This is a genomic window from Halomonas sp. 328, from assembly GCF_015645095.1.
Lineage (GTDB): Bacteria > Pseudomonadota > Gammaproteobacteria > Pseudomonadales > Halomonadaceae > Bisbaumannia.
Genome location: NZ_JADOTW010000025.1, coordinates 1 through 18,711 on the forward strand (window position 1 = coordinate 1; position 18,711 = coordinate 18,711).

23 protein-coding genes and 1 pseudogene are annotated in these 18,711 nt (G+C 67.9%); 9 read left to right on the forward strand and 15 right to left on the reverse strand.

Annotation, left to right across the window (positions count from 1 at the left end; genetic code table 11):
* A pseudogene (locus IHD13_RS13280) lies at positions 1-227 on the reverse strand (hypothetical protein); the annotation flags it as partial.
* Between the two features lie 276 nt (positions 228-503).
* Here IHD13_RS13280 and IHD13_RS13285 point away from each other — a divergent pair.
* Positions 504-1,829 carry a YjiH family protein gene (locus IHD13_RS13285; RefSeq protein ID WP_195861519.1) on the forward strand — a complete coding sequence of 442 codons (1,326 nt, stop codon included), beginning with the start codon at positions 504-506 and terminating at the stop codon, positions 1,827-1,829.
* 65 nt (positions 1,830-1,894) lie between these two features.
* Here the strand turns inward: IHD13_RS13285 and hutC are convergent, their stop codons facing one another.
* Together hutC and IHD13_RS13295 are read right to left on the reverse strand one after the other, a co-directional pair.
* The gene (gene hutC, locus IHD13_RS13290) at positions 1,895-2,611 is read right to left on the reverse strand and encodes a histidine utilization repressor (RefSeq protein WP_195861520.1); all 717 of its coding nucleotides are present in this window, start codon (positions 2,609-2,611) and stop codon (positions 1,895-1,897) included.
* A 90-nt stretch (positions 2,612-2,701) separates the two neighbouring features.
* On the reverse strand, positions 2,702-3,232 hold the full coding sequence (locus IHD13_RS13295; RefSeq protein ID WP_195861521.1) for an HPP family protein: 531 nt from the start codon (positions 3,230-3,232) through the stop codon (positions 2,702-2,704).
* Between the two features lie 250 nt (positions 3,233-3,482).
* Here IHD13_RS13295 and IHD13_RS13300 point away from each other — a divergent pair, with 250 nt between their 5' ends.
* Positions 3,483-3,875, forward strand: a complete 393-nt coding sequence (locus tag IHD13_RS13300; protein ID WP_195861581.1) for a PA2779 family protein — start codon at positions 3,483-3,485, stop codon at positions 3,873-3,875.
* A 67-nt stretch (positions 3,876-3,942) separates the two neighbouring features.
* Positions 3,943-4,833 (forward strand): PA2778 family cysteine peptidase, encoded by an 891-nt coding sequence (locus tag IHD13_RS13305; RefSeq protein ID WP_230086312.1) that lies wholly within the window; start codon positions 3,943-3,945, stop codon positions 4,831-4,833.
* Positions 4,834-4,857: 24 nt separating this feature from the next.
* Here the strand turns inward: IHD13_RS13305 and IHD13_RS13310 are convergent, their stop codons facing one another.
* From IHD13_RS13310 to IHD13_RS13320, 3 genes are all read right to left on the reverse strand, one after another.
* Entirely contained in the window at positions 4,858-5,553 is a 696-nt protein-coding gene (locus IHD13_RS13310) for a TetR/AcrR family transcriptional regulator (RefSeq protein WP_195861523.1), read from the reverse strand.
* A gap of 55 nt (positions 5,554-5,608) precedes the next feature.
* A complete protein-coding gene (locus tag IHD13_RS13315) occupies positions 5,609-6,316 on the reverse strand; it encodes a DUF481 domain-containing protein (RefSeq protein WP_230086313.1) in 708 nt (235 codons plus the stop codon).
* A 92-nt stretch (positions 6,317-6,408) separates the two neighbouring features.
* Entirely contained in the window at positions 6,409-6,762 is a 354-nt protein-coding gene (locus IHD13_RS13320) for a zinc ribbon domain-containing protein YjdM (RefSeq protein ID WP_195861525.1), read from the reverse strand.
* A gap of 138 nt (positions 6,763-6,900) precedes the next feature.
* Here IHD13_RS13320 and IHD13_RS13325 point away from each other — a divergent pair, with 138 nt between their 5' ends.
* The 3 genes from IHD13_RS13325 to IHD13_RS13335 all read left to right on the forward strand — a co-directional run bounded on the left by IHD13_RS13325 (position 6,901) and on the right by IHD13_RS13335 (position 8,713).
* On the forward strand, positions 6,901-7,104 hold the full coding sequence (locus IHD13_RS13325) for a putative motility protein (RefSeq protein ID WP_195861526.1): 204 nt from the start codon (positions 6,901-6,903) through the stop codon (positions 7,102-7,104).
* 71 nt (positions 7,105-7,175) lie between these two features.
* Positions 7,176-7,805, forward strand: a complete 630-nt coding sequence (locus IHD13_RS13330) for a DsbA family oxidoreductase (RefSeq protein ID WP_195861527.1) — start codon at positions 7,176-7,178, stop codon at positions 7,803-7,805.
* Between the two features lie 5 nt (positions 7,806-7,810).
* Complete coding sequence (locus IHD13_RS13335; protein ID WP_195861528.1) at positions 7,811-8,713, forward strand: complex I NDUFA9 subunit family protein; 903 nt, start codon at positions 7,811-7,813, stop codon at positions 8,711-8,713.
* Between the two features lie 160 nt (positions 8,714-8,873).
* Here the strand turns inward: IHD13_RS13335 and IHD13_RS13340 are convergent, their stop codons facing one another.
* From IHD13_RS13340 to IHD13_RS13365, 6 genes are all read right to left on the reverse strand, one after another.
* Positions 8,874-9,641, reverse strand: a complete 768-nt coding sequence (locus tag IHD13_RS13340) for a COG3650 family protein (RefSeq protein ID WP_195861529.1) — start codon at positions 9,639-9,641, stop codon at positions 8,874-8,876.
* Between the two features lie 82 nt (positions 9,642-9,723).
* Positions 9,724-10,071 (reverse strand): DUF3024 domain-containing protein, encoded by a 348-nt coding sequence (locus IHD13_RS13345; protein WP_195861530.1) that lies wholly within the window; start codon positions 10,069-10,071, stop codon positions 9,724-9,726.
* 46 nt (positions 10,072-10,117) lie between these two features.
* On the reverse strand, positions 10,118-10,822 hold the full coding sequence (gene bluB, locus IHD13_RS13350) for a 5,6-dimethylbenzimidazole synthase (protein ID WP_326838358.1): 705 nt from the start codon (positions 10,820-10,822) through the stop codon (positions 10,118-10,120).
* A 127-nt stretch (positions 10,823-10,949) separates the two neighbouring features.
* Positions 10,950-11,672 carry an NYN domain-containing protein gene (locus tag IHD13_RS13355; RefSeq protein ID WP_195861532.1) on the reverse strand — a complete coding sequence of 241 codons (723 nt, stop codon included), beginning with the start codon at positions 11,670-11,672 and terminating at the stop codon, positions 10,950-10,952.
* A gap of 19 nt (positions 11,673-11,691) precedes the next feature.
* The gene (locus IHD13_RS13360; RefSeq protein ID WP_195861533.1) at positions 11,692-12,594 is read right to left on the reverse strand and encodes a ribose-phosphate diphosphokinase; all 903 of its coding nucleotides are present in this window, start codon (positions 12,592-12,594) and stop codon (positions 11,692-11,694) included.
* Entirely contained in the window at positions 12,591-14,174 is a 1,584-nt protein-coding gene (locus IHD13_RS13365) for a thymidine phosphorylase family protein (protein ID WP_195861534.1), read from the reverse strand. Before IHD13_RS13365 ends, IHD13_RS13360 begins: the two co-directional genes overlap by 4 nt.
* 185 nt (positions 14,175-14,359) lie before the next feature.
* Between IHD13_RS13365 and IHD13_RS13370 the strand changes: the two genes are divergently transcribed.
* On the forward strand, positions 14,360-14,788 hold the full coding sequence (locus IHD13_RS13370) for a DUF488 domain-containing protein (RefSeq protein WP_195861535.1): 429 nt from the start codon (positions 14,360-14,362) through the stop codon (positions 14,786-14,788).
* Positions 14,789-14,820: 32 nt separating this feature from the next.
* Positions 14,821-15,243 (forward strand): secondary thiamine-phosphate synthase enzyme YjbQ, encoded by a 423-nt coding sequence (locus tag IHD13_RS13375; RefSeq protein ID WP_195861536.1) that lies wholly within the window; start codon positions 14,821-14,823, stop codon positions 15,241-15,243.
* 1 nt (position 15,244) lies between these two features.
* Here IHD13_RS13375 and IHD13_RS13380 read toward each other — a convergent pair whose 3' ends face one another.
* Genes IHD13_RS13380 through IHD13_RS13390 form a run of 3 tightly spaced genes read right to left on the reverse strand, consistent with a single transcriptional unit; the run spans position 15,245 to position 17,813 of the window.
* Positions 15,245-15,616 (reverse strand): thiol-disulfide oxidoreductase DCC family protein, encoded by a 372-nt coding sequence (locus IHD13_RS13380; RefSeq protein ID WP_195861537.1) that lies wholly within the window; start codon positions 15,614-15,616, stop codon positions 15,245-15,247.
* 25 nt (positions 15,617-15,641) lie between these two features.
* Positions 15,642-16,826 carry a PDDEXK-like family protein gene (locus IHD13_RS13385; protein ID WP_195861538.1) on the reverse strand — a complete coding sequence of 395 codons (1,185 nt, stop codon included), beginning with the start codon at positions 16,824-16,826 and terminating at the stop codon, positions 15,642-15,644.
* Between the two features lie 45 nt (positions 16,827-16,871).
* A complete protein-coding gene (locus tag IHD13_RS13390; RefSeq protein WP_195861539.1) occupies positions 16,872-17,813 on the reverse strand; it encodes a LysR family transcriptional regulator in 942 nt (313 codons plus the stop codon).
* Positions 17,814-17,912: 99 nt separating this feature from the next.
* On the opposite strand from IHD13_RS13390, the gene IHD13_RS13395 reads away from it, so the two are divergent.
* A complete protein-coding gene (locus IHD13_RS13395; protein WP_195861540.1) occupies positions 17,913-18,599 on the forward strand; it encodes a type 1 glutamine amidotransferase domain-containing protein in 687 nt (228 codons plus the stop codon).
* The last annotated feature ends 112 nt before the right edge of the window (positions 18,600-18,711 follow it).

Sequence of the window (18,711 nt, forward strand, 5' to 3'; positions counted from 1 at the left end):
CACTGCCAGTCACGGGCGGCACGGCCGATGCCGCCATAGACCACCAGGTCCTCGGGGCGCTCGGCCACGTCCGGGTGGAGGTTGTTCATCAGCATGCGCAGCGGTGCCTCGGTGAGCCAGCTCTTGCAGCTGAGCTCGGTGCCGGTGGGGGCGCCGATCTGGCGGCCGGCGTTCCGGCGGGACGGGTCGTGGCGCGGATCGCGATCGATGGGCTGATACTGGGTCATGAGGCGTCCTCGATGTTGTGATTGGGAGGAGGCGCCCTGATGGCGCCAAATGTGTATATACAGATATCAACCATGGGCACCGGATCAGTCAATAGCGCAATGAGAGAAAAATACCACAGGCAATATTAAACCATTGTTTTTAATGCAAATATTTTAATCTCACCTCATGTCTGTGAGACTAATGTCTAATTCAAAAAACTAGGAGAGGGGAGGAATCTCGATGATGCTGTATATACACATTGCCATGACACAACAAACCCAACGGCGGAATTCCATATGGAAAAACTGGCGGACTACCCCAAGAACAGGAAAAGCAACTGGTGGAACCTGATGAAGCTGGTGATCCCCAGCAGCATCGGCATCCTCTTCTTCTTCGTGCCCATCGAGATCGGCGGACGCTCTACCATCCTGCTGGATCACCTCGTGCGCTACTGCATCGGCCTGCTGGGCGATTGGGCCCCCTGGTACGCCTTGGCCGTGATTACCGCCGGTGCTATCTACCCCTTTGTCACCGGCAGTTGGCGGCGTAGCACCACCAATCTGGTATTTACCCTGCTCAAAGTGGCCGGGGTCGCCTTCATGGTGATGGCCATGAGTGGCGTCGGACCCGCCCTACTGCACGAACCCGACAAGCTGCCCTTCCTGCTCGACAAGCTGGTGGTGCCGGTCAGCCTGATCGTGCCCATCGGCGCCATCTTCCTTGCCCTGCTCACCACCTACGGGCTGCTGGAACTGGTCGGAGTGATCTGCCAGCCCTTGATGCGCCCGCTATGGAAGACGCCGGGCCGCTCCGCCATCGATGCGGTGGCCTCCTTCGTCGGCAGCTACTCCATCGGACTGCTGATCACCAACCGGGTCTATACCAGCGGCATGTACTCCAACCGCGAGGCGGCCATCATTGCCACCGGCTTTTCCACCGCCTCGGTGACCTTCATGATCGTGGTGGCAAACACCCTGAACATCATGCATGTCTGGCTGCACTACTTCTGGCTGACCCTGCTGATCACCTTCCTGATCACCGCCATTACCGCACGCATTCCGCCGATCAGCCGCATGAGCGCCGATGCCACCAACCCCGAGCCGATGGTGCCCCGGGGAGAGCGCCTGAGCAGCGCGCTGCGTGCCGGACTGGGAGCCGCCGAGCGGGCACCGAGCCTGCAACGCAATGTACTCAGCAACGCCCGCGAGGGGGTGCTGATGGCCATGAGCATCCTCCCCTCGATCATGTCGGTCGGGCTGATCGGCCTGCTGGTGGCCACCTATACCCCGGTATTCGACTGGCTCGGCTATGCCCTTTACCCCTTCGTACTGCCCTGGGGACTCGATGATGGCCTGATGCTGGCCCAGGCCACCGCGTCTGGCCTCGCCGAGCTGTTCCTGCCGGCCCTGCAGATGACCGAGGCCTCCTTCGTGGCCCGCTTCGCCACCGCCATCGTGTCGATCTCCACGATCCTGTTCTTCTCGGCATCGATTCCCTGCATTCTCTCCACCAACATTCCCATTTCCATTCCGCAGCTGCTGGCGATCTGGTTCATTCGCACCGCCATCGGCCTGTTCCTGGCGATCCCGGCCGGCTATCTCGTCCTGTTCCTCGCTGGCTAACCCCTGCCAAAACAACAAAGGCCACCCGGAGGGTGGCCTTTGTGCGAGTCGCGATACCTGGCTTTCTAGAGGTGACTGACATTCACCCTGGCGTTCAGCCTATAGCGAGACCCCGGGTGCAGCAGCTGCGTGTAGCTGATCAACAGCTCGCCGGACCAACTGCGTCGAATCACTTTCAGACAAGCCTCGCCTTCGGCAATATCCAGCAAGGCGGCTTCATGCGGGCTAGGTAGCACCGCCTCAACCGAATGCTCCACGTCGGTGACCGGGTAGCGGGCCACGAGGATCGCATTCGGTGTTTGCGTCTCGAAGTCCTGCTGAAGATAGTCGGGGGCCAGCTTGGGGTTCACATGACGCCGCTCCAACTGGATCTTGACCCCATCCTCCCGGTGCACGATCTCGGAATAAAAGACCGTCGAGCCGGTCCGCACCCCGAGAAAGATAGCCACCTCCTCGGGTGCACTGACCTCCTCCAAGCGAATCACTTCGCTGCTGTGCCTCCCCCCTCGGGCGGCAATCTCATCCGCGATATTCTTGATCTCGAACAGCGAGGACTCCGCCTTGCGCTCCACCACATAGGTGCCGGATCCGGTTCTCCGCATCAAGAGCCCCTTGTTGACCAGATCCCGGATCGCCTTGTTGGCGGTCATGCGGCTCACGCCAAAACTCTTGGCCAACGCATTCTCTGCGGGAATACGATCCCCCGGAGCGAAAGCTCCGCGCTCGATCTCTTCGAGCAGATAGTCCTTGATGCGGGTGTAAGAAGGCTTGGTCTCCGGCATGGCGCGCCCTAGTCATTTCCCTGTCTGCAGCGGTTATCCCCATCTTACCTAGAATGCCATGAATTAGCGCCTTGGCTTCACCCTGGAGGCTCAACGCCAATGCACGGGATAGCGGCGATGGCGAGCCAGGTTATTGACCAGGATGGCCACCACCAGCATCACCGCGCAGCCGAGGCCCACCGGCAGCAGTGGATACCACCAGCCCAGGGCCTCGACCTCGGGGCCACCGACCACGGCGATCAGGCCGGCGGCGGCGCCGGGCGGGTGGACGGTGTGGGTCAACTGCATCACCAGAATGGCCAGGGAGACCGCCAGGGCCACGGCCAGGGCCGTGGTGCCCAGCGCCTGGACGCAAGCCACGCCGACGCCCGCCGACAGCATGCTGCCCAGCAGCACGTTGCGGGGTTGGGCGAAGGGGCTCTGGGGGGCGGCATAGATCAGCACCGAGGTGGCGCCGAAGGAGCCGAGGATCAACAGCTGATCGCTGAGCCAATGGGCACTCAGCCAGCAGATGGCGCCCATGCCGGCGAAGGCACCGGCCCAGGACCAGAGGGCGTCCTGCCAGTCGGCACGGGGGCGCCGCGCGGGCTCGCCACGCATCTTGCCGAAATAGGTCTTCATGATCGTCCACTGAATGCACCAGAAGGAGGCAGGATTCTGACAAAATGCACCAGCGAGGTGAAGGTTGGTTTGCTGATATCTCGATAACAGGCTTTCCCGGTCGCCGCTCTCCTCCGAGAAGGGCGCAGAAAAGGCATGAAAATCATAGGGCTCTAACTCTATACTGGAGAAGCATCGCGTGACGGCACCCGCCTGAGTGCCGTAGGAAACGAAGCCGGAAGCCATTCCCAGAGTAAGGAATCCTCTTATGATGAAGACAGTCGCACGCGTCCTCAGCCCCCTGCTGATCCTCTGCCTGGTGCTCGGCAGCCTGCCGGTCGCCGCCGCCCCCAGCCCGGCCACCGGCCTGATCTCCACCCAGGAGGCCCTGAGCCAGGACCAGGTCAGCGCCGACCGGGAACGCATCAGCGAGATCCTCGCCCGCCAGGAGGTCCAGGACCAACTGGTCGCCCAGGGCGTCGACCCGGCCGAAGTCGAGGCTCGCGTGGCCGCCCTCTCCGATGCCGAAGTTCGCCAGATGGCCGACCAACTGGAGCAACTGCCCGCCGGCGCCAGCGTGATAGGCGTGCTGTTCGCGGTCTTCGTGATCCTGCTGGTCACCGATATCCTGGGCCTGACCAATGCGTTTCCCTTTACCCGCTAAGCGACGGGGCCAGGTCCCCGGCCACCGCTCACGCCTCAACGCCCGCCTCGCGGGCGTTGTGCTGTTGATGCTCGGCCTGTCGCTCCTGTCCGGTTGCGCCAGTGCGCCGCGCCTGGCCAGTCCCGAGGCCATGGGCGTACCGCCCCGGGTGCAGCTGGAGGGGGTCCCCTTCCATGCCCAGCGGGAGTACCAGTGCGGCCCGGCATCCCTGGCCATGGTACTCAATGCCAGCGGCGTCGATGCCACGGTGGACGAGCTGATCCCCCAGGTCTTCCTCCCCCATCGGGAGGGCAGCGTGCAGCCGGAGATGCTGGCCACCCTGCGCCGCCAGGGGCGGGTCCCCTTCGTGCTCGATGGGCGCTTCGAGTCGCTGCTCGAGGAGTTGGCCGCCGGCCACCCGGTAGTGGTGATGCAGAACCTGTCACTGCCGGCCTGGCCCATGTGGCACTACGCCGTGGCCATCGGCTATGACCTGGATGACCGCCTGATGACCCTGCACAGTGGCGAGGAGCCCGAGCGGCTGGAGTCGTTCCGGCGCTTCGATGCCACCTGGGCGCGCAGCGAGCGCTGGGCAGTCGTGGCCCTGCCGCCGGGGGAGCTGCCCGCCAGCACCGGGCCGGTGAGGAGCCTGCAGGCCATCGCCGACTTCGAACGGGCCCAGGGACCGCTGGCCGCCCTGCCCGCCTGGGAGGCACTGACCCGGCGTTGGCCGGAGGCCGCCATGGGCTGGTTCGCCCTGGGCAACGCCCGCCATGGCGGCGGCGATCCTCGGGGGGCAGCGGAAGCCTTCCGGCGCGCCACCGAGGCGGACCCGCAGCTGGCGGTGGCCTGGCTCAACCTGGGCCTGACCCTGGAGGGGCTCGACGCCCCGGAGCGGGCGCGGGAGGCCTTCGAGCGCGCCGCCGCCCTGCCCGGCCCCTGGCAGGCCCGCGCCGAGGAAGCCCTGGACCGCCGGTAGGGATTGCCCTCCCCGAACGGCGCCTTACCCCGCCGAGGCCCTGTGGCCTCGGCGGTGTCGTATGCGGCACCGGTCACAGCGACTCAGCCACCACTCGGCACGCTCCAGGCGGCGCTCGAGAAAGCGCCGGGTACGACGCTGTCCCTCGCTCTCGTCACGGGCCCAGACCCGCAAGGTGGCCAGGAACAGGGCGGTGAGACCGACTTCCTCCAGCTGGGCCCGCCGGCTGCCATAGGGCGCCTCAAGGCGCGCCGCCTCGCGCCACCACTGCACGGTCCGCGACAGATCGAAGAGCATCGGTACCCAGGTATGCAGGTGGGGGGGATGAGCCTTGGTGCGCAGCATCTGCACCGTCACTCGGCGATGGCTCGCCAGGGCATCGAACCAGGCCAGCAGGCAGTGGCGCAGGCGCTCCCGGGGCGGCCAGGCGGCAAAGCCCGGGGGCTTGTCGGCCAGCATGGCGCGCCAGCCGCGCCGGAACCAGGCATCGGCGACGTCGTTGGCGTCCCGATAGTGATCCAGCACCGCCTCCGCGGACACACCCAGGCCGGCCGCCACCTCGATCAGCGACACCGCCTCCCAGCCGCGAGTCTCGGCCTGGCGCAGGGCCGCCTCGAGAATACGTTCGGCGTGAATACGTTCGGCGTGAATACGTTCGGCGTGACTGGCTTCGACGGGGGCGCCCTCACCTGCCCCGCCACCGATAGGAATCATGCTCATCCTGGCTCTCCTCGACACCACTCTCTTCACCTTAGGCATAGAGCGGCAGAGTCGGCTACCAGCGATAGAGCAGCGAGGCGCTGGTGGTCTGATCGGTGCGGGCATCGGTCCCCTCGGGGGGATCGGAATTGCGCTTGATCTCATGGGAAAGGCGCAGCGCCAGCCGCGCATTCAGCTGGGCGGTCAGCGAACTCAGCGAACGGGAGGTGGTGTTCTCGCGGGTCCCCTCCAGGGAGAGCTCCTGATTGAAGCTGGCATAGTCGGAGAGTCGCCACTCGTAGTCGGCGGCGGCATACCCCACCGCCAGGCGCTCACTCGACGCCTCGCTGATCCAGTCATGGCGATAACCGGGCCCCGCCTCCAGCGAGAGGCGGTGCGTCTCGCCATCGAGCACCTGACGACCATACCCGAGAATAGCGGTCACCTGCTGGTCGTAGCCGCCGAAGCGATCCTTGTCCCAGCGGGCGAAACCGAACAGGTAGAGGCTGGATGAGATATCAACCCGCTCGCGCAGGGCCAGCAGGTAGCGCTCGGCGCGGGAGGCCCCGTCCCGACTGACGTTCCGCACCTCGCCGCGCAGGCTGTGGGTCCAGTCGCCGGTGAGCCAGGTGAGGTTGGCCTTGCCGATCAGGGTCTGGCTATCGGTATTGCCAGAGAGCTGGGTGTAGCCGAGCTCGGCACTACCGCTGAAGACCGGTGCATCCGGGGCCGGCGCCGGTGGTGCATAGAAGGGCCGCGCCTGGGCCTCGAGGCCGCCCAACATCAGCAGTGCCACCGCTAGCCCGCGCCAGACCGAACGGGTATTGCCCATGATGACTCCACTCCCTGGTGTCCCCTGGCCAGAAGCGCCGGCCTTCAGGCCTTCTTGACGAACTTCGAGGTGAGTTTCAGCGGGCCGATGCCTTCCACCTTGCAGTCGAGGTTATGGCCACCCTCGGAGTCGCCCTCGATCAGGCGAATGCCCTTGACCTTGGTGCCCACCTTGATCACCGAGGAGGAGCCCTTGACCTTGAGGTCCTTGATCACGGTGACGGTATCGCCATCGGCGAGGCGATTGCCATTGGCATCCAGGGCCACCAGCTCGTCTTCCAGCGACTCCGGCGCGGCGTCCCTGGCCCACTCGTGGCCGCACTCGGGGCAGACCAACTGAATGCCATCCTCGTAGGTGTATTCGGAACCACAGGCGGGACAATTGGGCAGATCGCTCATCGCGAGAGTCCTTGCGTTATCAGGAAACCGGCAAGCCTACACCGCCGGCGCGGTAGACTCCACCTCGGGAAGGCCTGGCATCACGGAGGGCGGACTGATAGCGTGACAGGGACTTTTGCTAATTCAAGGAATGCCAATATGGATTCGGCCATCAATCACACCGTTAGCCAGGCCCTGGTCATGCAGCAGGCCCAGGTCGCCCAGCAAGCGCAGATGCAGATCTTCAAGGAGGCCCTGACCACCCAGCAGCAACAGGTCACCGCCCTGCTGGAGTCCGCCTCCGCCGAGCCGCAACTGGCCGACCAGGGGCACCTCGGCACCCAGATCAATACCTACGCCTGAAAGCGGCAGAGTGGTTCACCGGCGCACCCTGACGTTACCCTAGGGGAAAGTTCCTCGCCAAGAGAACCACCATGCCTCAACCTCGCATCACACTCGAAGTCTTCAGCGACTTCGTCTGCCCCTTCTGCTACCTGGAGCTTCCCGAACTGGAGGCCATCCAGGCCCGCTTCGGCGAAGCCCTCGGCATTCGCTGGCGGGCCTTCGAGCTGCGTCCCGAGCCCCACCCGCCCCTCGACCCCGACGCCGACTACCTGCATGACGTCTGGCAACGCTCGGTCTACCCCATGGCCGTCGAGCGGGGCCTGACCCTGCGCCTGCCGAGTCTCCAGCCCCGCTCGCGGCTGGCCCACGAGGCCCACGCCTGGGCCGAGGCACAGGCCCCCGAAGCCGGCACCGCCCTGCGCCTGGCGCTGTTTCGCGGTTTCTTCGAGGCCAGCCTCGACCTGGGCGATATCGACGCCCTGATGACTCAGGCCGCGGCCCTGGGGCTGGATGGCCACGACCTGGCCCGAGCGCTTCACGAAGGGCGTTTTCGTCAGGCGGTGCGCGACGATCAGCATCAGGCCCAGGTGTTGGGCATCTCCGGGGTACCCGGCCTGCGCTTTATGCTGGATGGCGAACATGCCGGGGTGCTGGAAGGCGCCCAGCCGCGACGCCAGCTGCTGCTGGCGGTGGAACGCCTCCTCGACCTGATGGGATAACCCCCATGAGCCAACCCACAAGCGAGACGCTGGTCTTCGGCGGCACCGGTTTCCTGGGGCGACACCTGGTGCGTGAACTGGTGGAGGCGGGCCACCCGGTCCGCCTGGCGGCACGCCATCCGCGCTGGCCCGACTGGGCGGAACCCCAGGATCCCATCACCCTCTGCCCGGCGGATATTCGCGACGAGGGTACGATCACCGAGGCACTGACCGGCGCCTCGGCGGTGATCAATGCGGTGAGTGGCTATGTGGAGCGCCCCGGGGCCGGCTTCGAGACGATCCATGTGGAGGGGGCCGCCCGCCTGGCCCGGCTGGCTCGGGAGGCGGGCGTCACGCGGCTGGTGCAGCTCTCCGGTATCGGCGCCCGCCCTGACTCGCCATCGGCCTATGTGCGCGCCCGTGCCCGGGGCGAGGCGGCCGTGCTGGAGCACCTGCCCAAGGCGATCATCCTGCGCCCCAGCGTGCTGTTCGGCCCCGGGGACGCCTTCCTCAATGGCCTGGCACGGCTGACCCGGCTGCCGGCGATTCCCCTGTTCGGCCGCGGCGAGACCCGCTTGCAGCCGGTGCATGTCACCGACGTGGCCCGGGCGGCGCTGGCCCTGCTGACCGGGCCGGCCCCGGCTCGGCGACTCTTCGAGCTGGGCGGCCCGGACGTGCTCGGCTATCGGGAGATCCTCGAACGCCTCGAGGCGCACCTGGGGCGGGAACGCCCTCTGCTGCCGGTGCCCTTCTGGGCCTGGCATGCCCTGGCCGGTCTGCTCTCGCTGCTCCCCCACCCGCCCCTGACCCGCGATCAGGTATGGCTGATGGCCGAGGACAACCTCGTCGGCGAGGGCGTGGGCACCTTCGCCGACCTGGGCATCACCCCACGCACCCTGCGCGATAGCCTGCCGCTCTGTCTTCCTTGAGCGCCGCTGCTGCCGTCCGACCGCCCCCTCCCTAGCCAACCCGCACAATAGCCTGCCGCTCTGCCTTCCTTGACCACTGCCCTCATGCCAACCGGCGGGGACACGCCGCCGCCCTAGCCAACCCGCGCGATAGCCTGCCGCCCTGCTTTCCTTGAGCGCCCTAGAACGTCGGCACGGCGCCACCACAGCCCTCGAACTGCTGGCCATCCAGGGTCACGCTCACCGTCGTCTCGAAGGGGGCGCCTGCCATGCTGTCGTGGCAGGTCTCGGGGCGAATCTCGACCCGCAGGTCATGGGCCTCGGTCTGGGCGTGGTAGACGCTGCCACCCGCCGCCAGGGCCTCGGCCTCCGGCAGCGGCGTGCGCACATCGAGCCCGGTGAAGGGATCGGCGAAGCGCAGGCCCTGTGTATCGATGGCCAGGTTCCAGAACGGCTCGTTGCCGTAGGCACGGAAGCCGTCGTCACGCTCCAGCATGAAGAAGACGCCCTCCCAGGGCGCCAGCAGGCGCTCTTCGTCCAGCCACAGCAGGGTCCCGCCCAGGGTCGGCCAGGACTGACCGTCACAATCGAGGCGGTGCTGAACGACCACCTCGCGGCCGGCCAGGGGCGGCAAGGCGCCATCGTCGAGGCGATAGTCCGCCAGCAACTCGCCGACCGGACGCGGCTCGGCCGCGTGGGTCATGCCTTCGCAGAAGGTTTCTCCCAGGGCCATCCAGGCCGTATTGATGCGCAGCCGCGCCCCCAGCCAGGCCTCGGCCTGCTCCTCGCTCAGGGCGCTGATGCCTGGCGCCTCATGCCCTACCACCCGCCACTCACCCACCAGGGCGGCATAGTCGCCGGCCTCCTCCGGAGGCGCCTCGGCCTCGCTGCCACAGCCCGCCAGCCCCAGGGCCAGCAGGGAAAGTCCCAGCACACGGGGATCCATCATCATCTTGCTCCTTGCCGATAGAGGGTGCCCCACCTCATGCGGGGCGGCAGATAGAGTCGCCGACGCCGGCCTGGGTTCCACGCTAGCCGAAGAAACAGCCATGGGCATCCTCGCCCACCAGGGCGAGGAAGGCCTCCAGGCTCTTCACTTCGGGCCTGGGCTCGTAGGCGTGCCACTTGAGGTCGGCGCGCATCCAGTAGACCTTCCACAGGCCACGGCTCTTCACGTAGGTGGCCTTGGCCGCCGGGGTCTCCATGCGGGTACCGGGGTCATCGTAGCGGGGGCGTATCGAGAAGATCTCCACGCTCTGGCCGTCGACCCGCCCACCGAGATCCAACCGGGGGCGAATCTGGGGCGGTGGACGATGCGTCGCCAGGAAGCCCTGGATGGCCTTCTCGGCCCGCTTGATCTCGAATTCGCTCAGTGCCATGGGTCACTCACCTGCGTCCTGCGTCTTGTCTCGGAGAGGGGCGGTATTATCGCGGCTCGAGGCCTGCCAGGGCCAGCTCGAGCGCTTGCGTTTCCGGGGGTCGTCCCCAGCCGTCGCCATGCACCAGATCGGCCAGGGGCAGGCGCTGCCGCCAGCCCTGGGCGGCCAGTTCCGGCGCCTCGAGGAACTCGCTGACATAGCCCAGGCAGAGGTAGGCCACCGGCTCGACGCCCTCGGGCAGGCCCAGCAGCTCGGCCAGTTCCACCGGGTCGAGGATACTCACCCAGCCCACACCCACGCCCTCGGCGCGGGCCGCCAGCCACAGGTTCTGCACCGCCAGGCAGGTGCTGAACCGATCCATCTCCAGCATGGAGTTGCGCCCCAGCACATGCGGCCCGCCGCGACGCCGGTCGCAGGTCACGCAGAGGTTGACGGGGCTATCGAGGATGCCCGCCAGCTTGAGGCGCCGATAGCGCTCGGCCCGCTCGCCCCGGTAGTTCCCGGCGGCCCGGGCGTTCTCCCGGTCATGGCTTGCCTGGATGCGCGCGCGCAGTTCACGGTTCTCGATCACCAGGAAATCCCAGGGCTGCATGAAACCCACCGAGGGGGCGTGATGGGCGGCCTGCAGCAGCCGCGCCAGCACCTCGGCGGGGATCGGTTCGGGCAAGAACTGCGAGCGCACGTCGCGGCGCTCGAAGATGGCGCGATAGAGGCCATGGCGTTCGGCCTCGGAAAAAGCATGCTCGGACACTCGGGCTCCTTGGCTAGGTTCAAGAGGTTTCGCGAGCTCCTCGACCGGGTTCCAGCGACCCCGTGGGCTCCCTGGTGAAGCCCGAGGAACATCAGCAGGCCCTACTCTAGCAGAAGCGCCGCCCGCCTCAGGCCGACTTGCGGCGCTTGTCGCGCACATAGATCGCCTTGCCATCGCCGCGCTGGGCCACCTCGAAGAGCTCGGTGGCGCTGACCAGCTCGCCGAGCTTCTTGTAGCCGTAGTTGCGGGCGTCGAAATCGGGGAACTGCTTGACGATATTGCTGCCCACCGCCCCCAGGGAGGCCCAGCCGCTGTCGTCGGAGGAAGCCTCCACCGCCTTGCGCAGCAGGCTGACCAGGCGGTTATCGGACTTCAGCTCCTTGGCGGAGCGGCGGCGGCTCTCCTCGCCCTCTTCGTCGTCGCTGCGCAGTACCTCCACGTAGATGAACTTGTCGCAGGCGGCCACGAAGGGCATCGGGGTCTTCTTCTCGCCGAAGCCGAAGACGGTGAGCCCCGACTCGCGGATGCGCGCCGCCAGGCGAGTGAAGTCGCTGTCGCTGGAGACCAGGCAGAAGCCCGAGAAGCGCTCGGTGTAGAGCAGGTCCATGGCGTCGATGATCAGGGCACTGTCGGTGGCGTTCTTGCCGCGGGTATAGCCGAACTGCTGCACCGGCTGGATGGAGTAGTGCAGCAGGGTCTCCTTCCAGCCCTTGAGTTCGGGGCCGGTCCAGTCGCCGTAGGCCCGCTTGACGCTGGCGGTGCCGTACTTGGCGATCTCCGAGAGCAGTCCCTCGACGATGCTCGGCTGGGCGTTGTCGGCGTCGATCAATACCGCCAGGTTCTTCTCCATAGCGCCTCCTCGGCGACGGTTAGCGGATCAGCGGCTCGAGCGCCTCGGCCAACAGCGGCGCGAGGGGAACCGCATTGCTCGAGTGGGCGATGGCGTCGCTGCTCCATACCCCGTCGACGCCGGCGGCCTCGATCACCGCCAGGGCCTCGCCGGCGAAGAGCGCATGGGTCACCGCCACGTCCACCGAGGCCACATCGGCGCCGCGCAGCGCCTCGATGGCTCGGGCCAGGGTATGGCCGGAGCTGGCCACGTCATCCATCAGTACCACCGACCGGCCGGCCAGCGCCAGCTCGGGCAGCGCGATGCTCACCCGGGTATCGCCGTGGCGCCGCTTGTGGCAGACCGCGTGGTCGAGGCCGCTGACCGCCGCGGCCCGGGCCACCCACTGCTCGGCCTCCTCGTCGGGCCCCAACAGCAGGGCCCCGGGACGCCGCGCGGCGGCCAGCCTGCCCAGCGCCGGCGCCGCCGAGAGGGCGATGGCATCCACCAGCGGCACCGCCTGATCGAGGCGGGCGATGCGATGCAGGTGCGGGTCCACGGTGATCAGGGCATCGACCAGCTCGGCGAGGAAGGCCCCCACCAGGGTCTGGCTGACCACCTCGCCGGGGTGGAAGGCGATATCCTGGCGCATATAGGCGAGGTAGGGGGCCACCAGGATAAGCCGCCGGGTGCCCTGGCGCCGCGCGTGGCGGGCCACCAGCAGCAGCTCCACCAGCTTGTCGTTGGGGCGGTCGAGGCTGCGGTAGAGCACCAGGGTCTCGGGGCAGGCATCGGCAAAGGGCAGCCGCAGGCGCAGCTCCTCGTCCGGGAAGCGATGGGCCTCGATGGTCAACGCCGGCAGGCTGAGCGCCTCGGCCAGGCGCTGCGCCGGCGCCGCCTCGTCGTCGAAATGGAGCAGGGTCGCGGTCTGGGTCGCGCTCATGGTCCCTCCCGGTGGAACGGGACGATGGCCGAGGCCTCGCCCAGGGTGAAGCCGGTGTCGCCGTCACAACACTGGTGGGCGGCGTTGCGCTCGTTGCGGAACGACGCATAGACCCGATAGAGGGGCTGACCCGCCGTGACCGCATCGCCGATACGCGCCAGCAGATCGACCCCGGCGCCCTTGGCCTTGGGGGCGCCGGCGAGCCGGGCGACGCGTGCCAGGCGCCGGTTATCGATGGCGGTGACCACCCCGTCCTGGGGTGCCGTCACCTCGAAGCCCAGTGGCGCCAGGGGCGGGGCCTCGGGGTCGAAGGGCGTCTCCCCCTGGGCGCGTATAATGGCGCGCATCTTCTCCAGGGCGCGCCCCGACTCGAGGATATCCCGGGCGATGCCATAGCCATCGCCGCCGCGCACGTCCGGGTCGAACTCCAGCATGCGCCCGGCCAGGTGCAGCGACTTCTGGCGCAGGTCCGCGGGGGCCTCGGGGTGCTGCATCAGCACCCGCATCACGTCCCGGGCCTCCAGCACCGGGCCGATGCCGCGCCCGATGGGCTGGCACCCGTCGGTGATCACCACCTCCAGGGTCAGGCCCAGGCGCCCGGCCACGAACTCGAAGAGCTTGCGCAGGCGCCGCGCCTCGGGCATGGAACGCACCTTGGCCTGGGGCCCCACGGGGATATCCAGCAGCAGGTGGGTGGAGCCGGCGGAGACCTTCTTGGAGAGGATCGAGGCCACCATCTGCCCCGGCGAGTCCAGCGACAGGGGCCGCTCCACGGTGATCAGCACATCGTCCGCCGGCGACAGGTCGCTACTGCCGCCCCACGCCAGGCAGCCGCGGTGGGTGCGGACCAGCTCGTTGAGCTCGGCGAAAGGCAGGTCGACCCGCGCCAGCACCTCCATGGTATCGGCGGTCCCCGAGGGCGAGGTGATGGCCCGGGAGGAGGTCTTGGGACAGAGGCTGCCATGGGCGGCGACGATGGGCACCACCAGCATGGAGGTGCGATTGCCGGGAATGCCGCCGATGCAGTGCTTGTCGACCACCGGATGCTCGTGCCAATCGAGGCGACGCCCCACCCGGGCCATGGCATCGCTGAGGTAGAAGACCTCCTCGCGATCCAGCTCGCCCAGGTCGCAGGCCACCACGAAGGCGGTCAGCTCGATCTTCGAGTAGCGCCGCTCGGCCACGTCCTGGACGATGGCGCGGAAATCCCCGCGGGTCAGCCGCTCGCCGTTGATCTTGCGGTGCAGGAAGGGAATCGAGCCCGGCGGCTCCGCCTGGGACACGCAGACCGGCTGGCCCTCCGCCATGCCCAGGCTGGTGAAGGCCTCCTCGGAGAGCCCCAACTGGTCATGGCCGACGATGGCCTCGTCATCCACCACATTGAGGCTGGCCAGGATGCGCCGCCCGTTGGCGCCCACCTCCACCTTGGCCAGGGCCTGGAAGCCCTCGGCCCGGTAGAGGTCGCACTCCCGGTGCAGGTAGGCCACGTTCTCGCGATAGGTGTCGATGCCTACCCGCTTGAGGGCCAGGGGCGCGAGCCCCTCGTCAGTGCCCTGGGACCTGCCGTGCGACTTGGCCATGCTTGCTTCCTCCGCGGCTCCTTCCTGAGCCTAGCCGAAGCCACGGGACACGACCTGCCGCCCGACAACGCCGACACCAACGCTCTTCGGCGCAAATCCAGCGGTAAACGTTTCGGGACTGGAGCGGGACGCCCACCCGGCCTAAGCTGGGAACCCGGCCACTGCGTGCAAGGAAGAGACTCGAGATGACCTACGATATTCGCCTCAAGCGCATCTATGGCGAGGCCGAGCCCGAGGATGGGGCCCGCATCCTGGTGGACCGCCTCTGGCCCCGGGGCAAGCGCCGCGAGGGCCTGCGCCTCACCGACTGGTACCGGGACGCCTCGCCCTCCCCCGGCCTGCGTCGCGCCTGGCACCAGGACGAGATCAGCCGCGCGGTCTTCGTGCGCCGCTACCGCTGGGAGCTCGACGACGCCCCCAAGGTCCTGGTGCCGCTGCTGCGCCACGCCCGTCGCGGTCGCCTGACCCTGCTCTCCGCCGCCCGCGACCTGGAGGCCTCCCACCTGCCGGTGCTGCGCGAGGCCCTGCTCGACGCCCTGACCAGCGAAGACGCCGCCGACCACGACGACCCCGCCTCGCCGCCCTGCTATGCCGGCGATCAAGGCGGATGCTAGCCTTGGCCGGCCAACAGCCGGAGGATAGCGAGATGTGGCACCAGCAGGAGATTCGACTGCCCGCCGTGGCGCGGGGCTTTCATCTGATCACCGAGCAAGTGGAGGCGGCGCTGCCCGAGCTGGCCCGCTGCCGGGTGGGGCTATTGCACCTGCAGCTGCAACACACCTCGGCGTCACTGACGCTGAACGAGAACGCCGACCCGGACGTGCGCCACGACCTGGACGCCTTCCTGCGCCGCCTGGTGCCCGGCGACCTGCCCTACTTCAGGCATGTCCTGGAGGGGCCCGACGATATGCCCGCGCATGTGATCGCGAGCCTCCTGGGCACCCAACTGACCCTGGCGGTGCGCGACGGTCGCCTGGCCCTGGGCACCTGGCAGGGGATCTGGCTCGGCGAGCACCGCGACCAGGGCGGGCCCCGGCGGCTGATCGCCACCCTGCAGGGCCAGGCTTGACTCAGGGCAGGCGCCCCTCCCGGGCCAGGCGCCGCCGTACCCAGCGGTCGTAGAAGAAGCGCAGCACGGGCTTGAGCCCCGGCAGGCCGATCAGCCAGGCCAGGGGCCTGAGCCGCGGCACCCGGCGCATCAGCAGGACATAGGCATCGATGCCCTCGCGGATGGCGCCGCCCGCCTCCTCCACATGCAGCGACAGCAGCGCCGCCTGGGGATCGATGCCCTTGGCGCGCAGCGTCTGCTGATGCTCGGTGACGTCGCACCAACTCACGTCGCGGCCGGTCTCGCCGGCCCAGCGCTCGTAGCGGGCCCGGTCCCGGCGACAACCGGGGCAGACGCCGTCGTAGTAGACCCTCAAGGGGGGCAATGCACTCATGCTGGCCTCGCTGTCGACTCAACGACTACTTGATACGGCAGACCTCCCAGAGCCGCGCCAGTTCGTCGCTCATGGTCGCCACCAGGTCGGCGAAGCGATCCGGGTCGGAGAGCTGCGCCAGTTGCTCGGCACTGGGCGTCCTGAGGTTCGGTGATTCGGGAGGGAAGGCGAAGCTGGGCCAGTAGGCGTTGCGGCTGCCGCCATGGCCCGCCGCGTCCAGACGCTTGCAGAGGGCGCGATAGCGCTCGGGCTCGCTCTCCTCCTCGCAGTAGATCCCCAGGTAGATGGCGTACTCGATCTCGAAGCCGGCACAGATCGCCTCCCCGTAACCGGGAATATGGTAGTAGAGGCCATAGCCCTTGCTGTTCTGGCGGCGCTGCACATAGTCCCGGCACAGGCCGTCCAGCGCTGCCTCGCTCCAGGAGTCGTCGCTCAGGCAGTCGGCCATGGCCGGGTATTGCGCCGCGATACGCGCCTTCAGGGCCCGCCAGAGCCGGGCCTGCAGGCGGGCCAACGCCTCGTCGTAGGCCAGGCGAATGTCGTGGGCGCCGAGCAGGTTGTCGCCCTGCAGCAGGGTCTCGGCCAGGGTCTCCAGGTGAGCGTTGTCCATGTCGTGTCCGGTCAGTTGCAGGATCAGTTGCCGATACTGGGCGAGGCTCTCGCGCAGCGGCGGGTCGAGGGCGGCGCGCCCCAGGCAGAACTCCAGCCAGGGCACCAGGTCGGCGTAGTAGCCCAGGGCGCCGTAGCTGCCCGCCTCCAGGTCGCGCAGCTCGCCCAGGCTGTCCTCCCGGGGATCGCGCCCCTCCAGGGTCAGGTAGCGCACGTGAATCTCCCGGTAGCCCGCCTCCCGCAGGCGCCGGTGGTAGCGCACCAGTTGCTCCGGCTGGTCGTCGGCGTGGATCTTGTTCTCGATCAGCAGCGCCTGACGCCGGGCATTGGTCACCAGGATATCGATGTTCCAGCGCTCGCACTCCACCCGCACGCCCTCCAAGGCGAAGTCGCGAATCGCGCAGCGCTCGAGCAGCTCGTTAAGTGGCGCCGCCCCCAGGCCATGGGCACGAGGATTCAACAGGGCGGCGAGGAAGCGCGAGTGCAGGCGTACCTCATCGTTGCCGCCGCGCAGGGTGGTAAAGAGGTTGAAGCCCGGCGGCCGGGCATGGCGCTGGCGTAGCAGGCTGGCCAGATGCAGCAGGCTGTGATGGGAAGTCACGGGGCGTCCTTGTCGACTCTGGGGCCCAGGGACTATCGGCCGGGATTAAGGTGACTTTAGGCTTGTCTCGGGATCGACCGACGGCTCCAGCAGCGCCTGGATCCGGCCACGCAGCCAGCGGCGCAGGCGATCCTCGTGGGTGCGCTGGTGCCAGGTCTGGATCACCGATACGCCGTCCAGCGCTAGCGGGCAGGGGTGGATCACCAGCCCCGGGAAGCGCGCCACCGCCTGGGTAGCCACGCTCTCCAGGCAGGTCAGCAGCAGGTCGCTCTGGGCCACCAGCAGCGGCGGCACGGTGAAGCTCGACAGCCCCGCCACCACCCGCCGCCGGCGACCCAGGGCGCGCAATTGCTTGTCCACATGGCCGTCCAGGTCACCGGTGAGGGTGGTGACCAGGTGATCGCTGGCCAGGTAGCCCTCCAGGGTCAGGCGCTCGCCGATCTCGGGGTGGTCCCGAGCGGCCAGCACCACGAAGCCCTCCCGGTGGATGCGCTGCTGGTAATAGCTGCGCGGCAGGTCGCCATAGAAGCCGGCGATGGCGATATCGCACTCGCCGGTCTCCAGCTCCGACCGCGGCAGCCGGCCCCGGGTGTTATGGGTGACCAGCTGCAGCTGCGGCGCCTCGCGGCGCACCACCGGCAGCAGCCGCGGCAACAGCAGTTGCTCGATATAGTCGGTGGTGTAGAGGTGCACCCGGTCGGCCCGGGCCAGGTAGTCGCTGCCCTCGCAGAAGTCGAAGAAGCCCTCGATGCCAGCCACCAGTTGCTGCACCCGGGGCGCCAGCTCGTGGGCCCGAGGCGTCGGCGTCAGGCCCCGGGGCGCGCGCACGAAGAGCTCGTCGCCGAAGGCGTGACGCAGCTTGGCCAGCTTGTGGCTCAGGGCCGGCTGGCTCAGCGCCATGCGCCCGGCCGCCGCCGAGACGCTGCGCTCCTGATAGAGCACATGGAAGAGCAGCAGCAGGTTGAGGTCCTTGCCCGCGATATTCATCGAGCGAATATCTCCTATCGAGAATCATCAATTCTCGAATACTAGCCGCCCGGCTAGGATGGTGGCCATCCCATTCACGCACTGGCCAAGGAGATTGCCATGAGCGCACGCATTCTGATGGTGCTGACCTCCCACGACCGCCTCGGCGATACCGGGGAACCCACCGGCTTCTGGCTGGAGGAGCTGGCGGCGCCCTACTACGCCTGCCTGGACGCCGGCGCCGAGGTGGTGCTGGCCTCGCCCAAGGGCGACCAGCCGCCGCTGGACCCCAAGAGCGACGCCGAGGAGAGCCAGACCGAAGCGACTCGCCGCTTCCAGCAGGACGAGACCGCCAAGCAGCTGCTGGCCAACACCCACCGCCTCGCCGAAGTCAACGCCGACGACTTCGACGCCGTCTTCTATCCCGGCGGCCATGGCCCGCTCTGGGACCTGGTGGACGATGCCGACTCCATCCGCCTGATCGAGGCCTTCTGGTCCCAGCACAAGCCGGTGGCCGCGGTGTGCCACGCCCCCATCGTGCTGATCCACGCCCGCGACGCCGATGGCCGGCCGATCATCCAGGGCCGTCAGGTCACCGGCTTCACCAATGGCGAGGAAGCCGCCGTGGGCCTCACCGAGGTGGTGCCCCACCTGGTCGAAGACGCCCTGATCGCCGGCGGCGGCCGCTACTCCAAGGCCGACGACTTCGTCCCCTACACCCGCCGCGACGGCCAGTTGATCACCGGCCAGAACCCGCCCTCCTCCGAGCCGGTGGCCAAGCTGCTGCTGGAGGCCCTGGGCAAGTAACCCGGCCGACCCGACAGAAAACGCCCGCGCTGCCATTGGCAGCGCGGGCGCTTTGCTTTTCATCGGATAGGCGAAGGAGCCACCCGATGGCCGTGGTAATTTGGCCTTGCCG

What these genes read in the sequence shown, in the direction of transcription:
- IHD13_RS13285 (WP_195861519.1), top strand. Translation starts at nt 504, where the DNA reads ATGGAAAAACTGGCGGACTACCCCAAGAACAGGAAAAGCAACTGGTGG.
- hutC (WP_195861520.1), bottom strand. Translation starts at nt 2,611, where the DNA reads ATGCCGGAGACCAAGCCTTCTTACACCCGCATCAAGGACTATCTGCTC.
- IHD13_RS13295 (WP_195861521.1), bottom strand. Translation starts at nt 3,232, where the DNA reads ATGAAGACCTATTTCGGCAAGATGCGTGGCGAGCCCGCGCGGCGCCCC.
- IHD13_RS13300 (WP_195861581.1), top strand. Translation starts at nt 3,483, where the DNA reads ATGAAGACAGTCGCACGCGTCCTCAGCCCCCTGCTGATCCTCTGCCTG.
- IHD13_RS13305 (WP_230086312.1), top strand. Translation starts at nt 3,943, where the DNA reads ATGCTCGGCCTGTCGCTCCTGTCCGGTTGCGCCAGTGCGCCGCGCCTG.
- IHD13_RS13310 (WP_195861523.1), bottom strand. Translation starts at nt 5,553, where the DNA reads ATGAGCATGATTCCTATCGGTGGCGGGGCAGGTGAGGGCGCCCCCGTC.
- IHD13_RS13315 (WP_230086313.1), bottom strand. Translation starts at nt 6,316, where the DNA reads ATGTTGGGCGGCCTCGAGGCCCAGGCGCGGCCCTTCTATGCACCACCG.
- IHD13_RS13320 (WP_195861525.1), bottom strand. Translation starts at nt 6,762, where the DNA reads ATGAGCGATCTGCCCAATTGTCCCGCCTGTGGTTCCGAATACACCTAC.
- IHD13_RS13325 (WP_195861526.1), top strand. Translation starts at nt 6,901, where the DNA reads ATGGATTCGGCCATCAATCACACCGTTAGCCAGGCCCTGGTCATGCAG.
- IHD13_RS13330 (WP_195861527.1), top strand. Translation starts at nt 7,176, where the DNA reads ATGCCTCAACCTCGCATCACACTCGAAGTCTTCAGCGACTTCGTCTGC.
- IHD13_RS13335 (WP_195861528.1), top strand. Translation starts at nt 7,811, where the DNA reads ATGAGCCAACCCACAAGCGAGACGCTGGTCTTCGGCGGCACCGGTTTC.
- IHD13_RS13340 (WP_195861529.1), bottom strand. Translation starts at nt 9,641, where the DNA reads ATGATGGATCCCCGTGTGCTGGGACTTTCCCTGCTGGCCCTGGGGCTG.
- IHD13_RS13345 (WP_195861530.1), bottom strand. Translation starts at nt 10,071, where the DNA reads ATGGCACTGAGCGAATTCGAGATCAAGCGGGCCGAGAAGGCCATCCAG.
- IHD13_RS13355 (WP_195861532.1), bottom strand. Translation starts at nt 11,672, where the DNA reads ATGGAGAAGAACCTGGCGGTATTGATCGACGCCGACAACGCCCAGCCG.
- IHD13_RS13360 (WP_195861533.1), bottom strand. Translation starts at nt 12,594, where the DNA reads ATGAGCGCGACCCAGACCGCGACCCTGCTCCATTTCGACGACGAGGCG.
- IHD13_RS13365 (WP_195861534.1), bottom strand. Translation starts at nt 14,174, where the DNA reads ATGGCCAAGTCGCACGGCAGGTCCCAGGGCACTGACGAGGGGCTCGCG.
- IHD13_RS13370 (WP_195861535.1), top strand. Translation starts at nt 14,360, where the DNA reads ATGACCTACGATATTCGCCTCAAGCGCATCTATGGCGAGGCCGAGCCC.
- IHD13_RS13375 (WP_195861536.1), top strand. Translation starts at nt 14,821, where the DNA reads ATGTGGCACCAGCAGGAGATTCGACTGCCCGCCGTGGCGCGGGGCTTT.
- IHD13_RS13380 (WP_195861537.1), bottom strand. Translation starts at nt 15,616, where the DNA reads ATGAGTGCATTGCCCCCCTTGAGGGTCTACTACGACGGCGTCTGCCCC.
- IHD13_RS13390 (WP_195861539.1), bottom strand. Translation starts at nt 17,813, where the DNA reads ATGAATATCGCGGGCAAGGACCTCAACCTGCTGCTGCTCTTCCATGTG.
- IHD13_RS13395 (WP_195861540.1), top strand. Translation starts at nt 17,913, where the DNA reads ATGAGCGCACGCATTCTGATGGTGCTGACCTCCCACGACCGCCTCGGC.